Annotated in this window: 5 protein-coding genes and 1 pseudogene; 5 read left to right on the forward strand and 1 reads right to left on the reverse strand. The window is 42.2% G+C overall.

The window, feature by feature from the left end:
- The 5 genes from EWV84_RS05765 to EWV84_RS05785 all read left to right on the forward strand — a co-directional run.
- Positions 1-872: haloalkane dehalogenase (locus EWV84_RS05765; RefSeq protein ID WP_287077077.1), on the forward strand; the 872-nt coding region annotated here is incomplete at its 5' end.
- An 8-nt stretch (positions 873-880) separates the two neighbouring features.
- Entirely contained in the window at positions 881-1,939 is a 1,059-nt protein-coding gene (locus EWV84_RS05770; RefSeq protein ID WP_287077078.1) for a Vgb family protein, read from the forward strand.
- Entirely contained in the window at positions 1,936-3,240 is a 1,305-nt protein-coding gene (locus EWV84_RS05775; protein ID WP_287077080.1) for an ABC exporter membrane fusion protein, read from the forward strand. Before EWV84_RS05770 ends, EWV84_RS05775 begins: the two co-directional genes overlap by 4 nt.
- Before the next feature lie 217 nt (positions 3,241-3,457).
- A complete protein-coding gene (gene devC / locus EWV84_RS05780; RefSeq protein ID WP_287077082.1) occupies positions 3,458-4,636 on the forward strand; it encodes an ABC transporter permease DevC in 1,179 nt (392 codons plus the stop codon).
- Positions 4,637-4,684: 48 nt separating this feature from the next.
- Complete coding sequence (locus EWV84_RS05785) at positions 4,685-5,359, forward strand: DevA family ABC transporter ATP-binding protein (RefSeq protein ID WP_286824315.1); 675 nt, start codon at positions 4,685-4,687, stop codon at positions 5,357-5,359.
- A 291-nt stretch (positions 5,360-5,650) separates the two neighbouring features.
- Here the strand turns inward: EWV84_RS05785 and EWV84_RS05790 are convergent.
- Positions 5,651-5,803: pseudogene (locus EWV84_RS05790) on the reverse strand (IS630-like element ISMae26 family transposase); the annotation flags it as partial.
- Positions 5,804-5,918 lie beyond the last annotated feature (115 nt).

The following is a 5,918-nucleotide window of genomic DNA, read 5'->3' on the forward strand; positions in this document are numbered from 1 at the left end:
CACCAAGTATTTCTGCGGATTTTCCTTTCGAGTCCAACTTTATCGAAGTCGATGGCTTTAAAATACACTATGTCGATCAAGGTTCAGGAGAGCCGATCCTGTTTCTTCATGGCAATCCCACCTCTTCGTACCTGTGGCGCAATATCATTCCCTATCTAACAGCCAAAGGGCGTTGCCTTGCCCCCGATCTGATTGGCATGGGAAAGTCAGACAAGCCGGACATCGATTATCTATTTTTTGACCATGTGAAGTTTATAGAGGGATTCATCGAAAGGATGAACCTGAAAAATATCACTTTAGTTATGCATGATTGGGGGTCTGCCATCGGCTTTCACTATGCTATGAGTCAGGAGAATAACATCAAAGGACTCGCCTTCATGGAGTTCATCAGACCTATGTCATGGGATGATTTTCCTACAAGAGCCATAGAGCTATTTAAGGCATTCCGAACGCCAGAGGTGGGCTGGGATTTGCTGGTGAATAAGAACGCTTTTATCGAGCAAGTGTTGCCCCTTTCCATCGTCAGACAACTCAGTGAAGAGGAGATGAACCGCTATCGGGAGCCATTCCAGAAAATAAATGACCGTAAGCCTATTTGGCGTTGGCCTAACGAGATACCGATTGAAGGAGAACCCGTCGCTGTAGTCAAGGCTGTCGAGACCTACCATGCAAAGCTTCTGCAATCGGATTTGCCGAAACTGATGTTTTATGCTGATCCAGGTGCATTAATCTCGCCGTCAATGGCGCAATGGTACGAGCAGCATCTGAAGAATTTGAAGTCAGTGAACATCGGCGCAGGTAGCCATTATTTACAAGAAGACAACCCCCATTTAATCGGAGCGGAACTCGTCAATTGGTATAACAATCTTTGAGGGTATTTATGAGTTTAATTAATTGTTATCGTCTAGTCAGTATTCTCCTGACAACTATTGCCGTCCTTGGCTTTGCTACTCCAAAAGCTCAAGCCTCTTTACTTGTTGCTAGCAACGCTACTAACAGTGTCCTAGAGTATGACGAAATAACGGGGGCATTCATCAAGACCTTTATTTCTTCTGGCAGTGGCGGGCTAAAAGAGCCGCTCGATTTGACTTTTGGTCCAGATGGTAATCTCTATGTTGTCAGCCGTGCTACTGACAGTATTCTGAAGTACAACGGAACTACAGGAGAATTCATCAATGCTTTTGTTCAATCCGGTAGTGGTGGGCTGAAAAATCCGATCGATTTAGACTTTGGAGCGGATGGCAACCTCTACGTCAGTAATAGTGGACTCAATGGAGGATTTGGCGAACCTGCCCCGATTAATAATAGTGCCAATAATGTTCTCAAGTACAACGGAACTACAGGAGAATTCATCAATGCTTTTGTCCCTTCTGGTGGTGGCGGATTAAAGATCCCTACAGGTATGCGCTTTGGCAAGGATGGTAACCTCTACGTCAACAGTCGTGACACCAACAGCGTCCTCGTCTATGACAAGACGACTGGTAACCTCATCAAAACTATTATTCCTTCTAACAATAGTGAGGTGGATGTACCCACAGGCTTGACTTTTGGAGAAGACGGCACCCTCTACGTCAGTAGCCTTAACACCCATAGTGTCTTGAAGAATGACGGAACAATGGGAACATTTCTCAATACTTTTGTTTTTCCTGGTAGTGGTGGGCTGATTGCCCCCATAGGTTTAGCCTTTGGTAAGGATGGCAACCTCTACATAAGCAGTCTTGGCAGCAACAGTATCCTGAAGTACGACAAAACGACATCGAATTTCATCAGTGTCTTTGTGCCTTCTGGTATCAATGCTCCTCTCGCTCCCACAGGCTTAGTTTTCTCCCCTACATCTTCTTCTAACCAAGTTCCTGAACCTTCTTCTTTATTAGCTATATTGCTACTAGGTACGTTCGGGACGATAGCTTCGATAAAACGCTCACAAAGTATGTTATGAAATCTCAGCTTTTTGTCAAACCAACTAATTGGCTGCTTATTACCTGTCTCACCATCGGGACTATGGCAAGTGGCGCTGTCGCAACTTATTCAATTTGGCGCTATCAATCTTTAAAAACCACATCCCCTGCTGTCGCTTCCACTACTCCGAGAAAGCTGAAAGCCGTCGCGGCTTTAGGCTATGTAGAACCAGCAGGAGAGGCAATCAAGATTTCTGCTCCTGCCTTTATGGAAGGGTCCCGCCTTGATAAACTGTTGGTAAAACAGGGAGACCAGGTTGAAGCTGGACAAGTTTTGGCTATCCTCGACAGTCGGGATAGACTCCAAGCAGCACTGAAACAAGCACAAGACCAAGTTCGCATTGCTCAATCTCTTTTAACTCAGGTGAAAGCTGGCGCAAAACAGGGGGATATTATTGCCCAAAATGCGAGATTTGAAGGGACTCGCTCGGAATTGGAAGGACAGATTACTACCCAAAAAGCTAATATTGCCAGTTTAACGGCTCAATTACAAGGGGAAAAAATGGCTCAATACGCCACTATTGAGCGGATTAAAGCTGAGTTTCACAATGCACAAAAAGATTGTCAGCGTTATTATGCTTTATACCAACAAGGAGCGGTTTCGGAACAAGAACGCGATCGCTTCTGTCTGATGGCTCAAACTGGCCAAGAAAGTCTGCGAGAAGCCAATGCTAATTTAAATCGAATTGTCACCACTCTAACCGCAAAAATTGATGAAGCTGAAGCTAATCTTCAGCGCACAGTGGCAACTCTAGATCAGAAAATCAAGGAAAATCAAGCGACACTAGATGCAGTTGCTGAAGTCCGTCCCGTAGATGTTGAAGTTGCTCAATCGCAATTAATCGCAGCTAAAAGTGCTGTCCAAAAGGCAAAAGCTGATTTAGATTTAGCCTTTGTCAAAGCTCCCAAAGTGGGGCAAATTCTCAAAATTTATACTTGGCCCGGTGAATTAATTGGTGATAAAGGCATCCTCGATCTTGGTCAAACCAGTCAAATGTATGTCACTAGCGAAGTTTACGAAACAGATGTTAGTCGAGTTAAACTAGGACAACGGGCAAAAATTACCACCGATGGATTAATTGGGGAACTAAGGGGAACTGTCGCTGAAATTGGCTTACAAATTGGCAAAAAAGATGTCTTGGGAACCGATCCAGTTGCTGATGCAGATGCGCGAGTGGTGGAAGTCAAAATTCGTCTCGATCCCTCTTCTAGCAAGAAAGTGGCTAACTTGACCAATTTACAAGTTAATGTCGTAATCGATACGAACAAAACTAATCTTTAAAAGATATATCGAAAAATTATAACCCAATCATAGCTGGCTTTTAGGTTGTGCGCTAACTAAATAGTTCTATATATGAAATGAATATCTATTTAGTTAAATTTCTTATCTAGAAAGACTTTTAGCCTTGAGATAATGTTAGGTCGAAGTCTCAAATAAGGAGTAGTATTTGTCAACAAGTCAGCCGCGATCAATCTAGAATCTTTAGGAGGAGCAAAAGATGAAAATATTCCACTGGAAGTTACCGACAGCTTGGTTGCAATTACGCTACCAAAAAACCAGGTTACTGGTGGCTCTATCGGGGGTTATTTTTGCGGTTGTAATTGTCTTTATGCAATTGGGGATTCGGGATGCTTTGTTTGATAGTGCTGTTCGGCTTCACGAAGCTCTACAAGGGGACTGTTTTTTAATTAGTCCTCGTACTACTTCACTGATTGGCATGGAAAGTTTTCCTCAACGGCGATTACTCCAAACCTTGGCTTTTGAAGAAGTAGATTTTGTCAGTCCGATTTATTTAGATTTTGCTCAGTGGAAAAACCCTGAAACTCGTAATTATTGGCGTAATATATTCGTGATTGGGTTCGATCTCAGAAATTTGGCATTTGATTTACCCGGTCTCGCAGAAAATATGGATCTATTAAAACTTCCCGATCAAGTTTTATTCGATCAAGATTCTCGCTCTGAATTTGGTCCTATTGTTGCTGATTTTGAAAAAAAGGGCTCGGTTATTACCGAGGTTAGCAATAAGGGTAACAACCGCAAAATAGAAGTCGCTGGCTTATTTAAACTGGGAACTTCTTTTGGTTCAGATGGGAATTTAATCATGAGCCATTTGAATTTTTTAAGAATTTTTAGCAACCGTTCTTATGGATTAATTAATATTGGCTTAATTCGTCTAAAGCCAGGAACTAATATCAATAAATTTATCGAAGATATTCAAGCATATTTACCTCATGATATTAAAGTTTTATCCAAGCAACAGTTGATTCAATTTGAGAAGAATTATTGGCAAAGCAGTACGGCGATTGGTTTCATTTTTAATTTAGGTGTTATCCTGGGAATTATTGTTGGAATTGTCGTTGTCTATCAAATTCTCTATACAAATGTTTCGGAACATCTTTCAGAATACGCCACCCTAAAAGCCATGGGCTATCGTCATAGCTATCTCTTATCAATGGTTTTACAACAGGCTTTTTTAATTGCTGTTCTCGGATATATTCCAGGTTTTTTGATCGCTAATATTCAATATGAGGTTACTAAAAATGCCACCTTATTACCTGTCAATATGTCGCTTGATCGAGCGGTTTTTGTCTTTATCTTAACCTTAGTCATGGCCTTCGTTTCAGGAGCCACTGCTGTTAAAAAATTGCAAGATGCCGATCCGGCCGATATTTTTTAGAAGAAAGAAACAGATATCCATCCCTCATCTCAATGAACGAGGCTGTCTATGGACGTTATTGATATTCAAAACCTCAATCACTATTTCGGTCAAGGAACGCTGAAAAAACAAGTTCTTTTTCAGATCAACTTAAAAATCACAGAGGGAGAGATCGTTATTTTAACTGGCCCCTCTGGTTCCGGAAAAACAACCTTACTATCCTTAATCGGTGGCCTACGCTCTGTTCAAGAAGGAAGCTTACAGCATTTTGAAAAAGAATTACGGGGGGCTAGTGAAGAACAATTAGTCCAAACCCGCCGTCAAATTGGTTATATTTTTCAAGCCCATAATTTGTTACCGTTTCTAACCGCAAGACAGAATGTACAAATGTCGATCGAGCTTCAGGAAAATCTCGGCGGGCGGGAAACGGAAGAACGCGCCGCTTTGATGTTAGAAGAAGTCGGCTTAGGACATCGGATCGACTATTATCCAGATAGCTTATCTGGGGGACAAAAACAAAGGGTAGCCATCGCGCGAGCTTTGGCTGGTAATCCTCCATTAGTTTTAGCCGATGAACCAACGGCCGCCCTCGATAGTAAAACGGGACGAGACGTGGTGAATTTGATGCAACGTTTAGCCAAAGAACAGAGCCGTACTATTGTACTCGTCACCCACGATAATCGGATTTTAGATATTGCCGATCGCATTGTTCACATGGAAGATGGACGCTTGCGCGGTTGCTAATACCCATCCAGACAAAACCCAGAAAAGGCGCTATGGCCAGTTTTGTCCGTTAGACCAGTGCCATTCTCATAGACTACTGGCATAGTTTTTCCTTCCTCAGCTTTTAACTGGAGTTTAGACTAAATGTTTACCTAAGCGGCGATCGCTAAACCTGAAGTTTATCCCATGACAAAATGACTCAGCCATCAAAAAATAGCTAAGACTTGTATAGCAAATAACCCATTATTTGCTATAGTTGACCACCTGAAAATCGATAAAACCCCACACCCCACACCCCACACCCTGCCCCCAGGAAAAGCTTTTTGCCGCAAACCCTAAATAGATCAGTCTAGCTTTTTGTTGTTCGATTATTTCTCTGACCATTTCTCCGAGATGAATCTTGGCGTTATCCATGAGCAGACAGTCTCCTTCTTTAATTTTTGGCAGCACTTCCTTCAGAATAAACTCACCGTTCGCTTAAATAAAAAAGCGATCGAGGACAAAAAAGGTTAAAATCCTTGTGTAGTAAAGGGTTTGGTTGAAGGAGTTAAGAAAATTCCCACACAGATAAAGTCAGAAC

It is taken from the genome of Microcystis sp. M_QC_C_20170808_M3Col, from assembly GCF_007095505.1.
In the GTDB taxonomy this organism is placed as follows: domain Bacteria; phylum Cyanobacteriota; class Cyanobacteriia; order Cyanobacteriales; family Microcystaceae; genus Microcystis.

Bases quoted from the DNA above. Each gene is read 5' to 3' on its own strand.
- EWV84_RS05775 (WP_287077080.1), top strand. From the start codon at position 1,936: ATGAAATCTCAGCTTTTTGTCAAACCAACTAATTGGCTGCTTATTACC.
- devC (WP_287077082.1), top strand. From the start codon at position 3,458: ATGAAAATATTCCACTGGAAGTTACCGACAGCTTGGTTGCAATTACGC.
- EWV84_RS05770 (WP_287077078.1), top strand. From the start codon at position 881: ATGAGTTTAATTAATTGTTATCGTCTAGTCAGTATTCTCCTGACAACT.
- EWV84_RS05785 (WP_286824315.1), top strand. From the start codon at position 4,685: ATGGACGTTATTGATATTCAAAACCTCAATCACTATTTCGGTCAAGGA.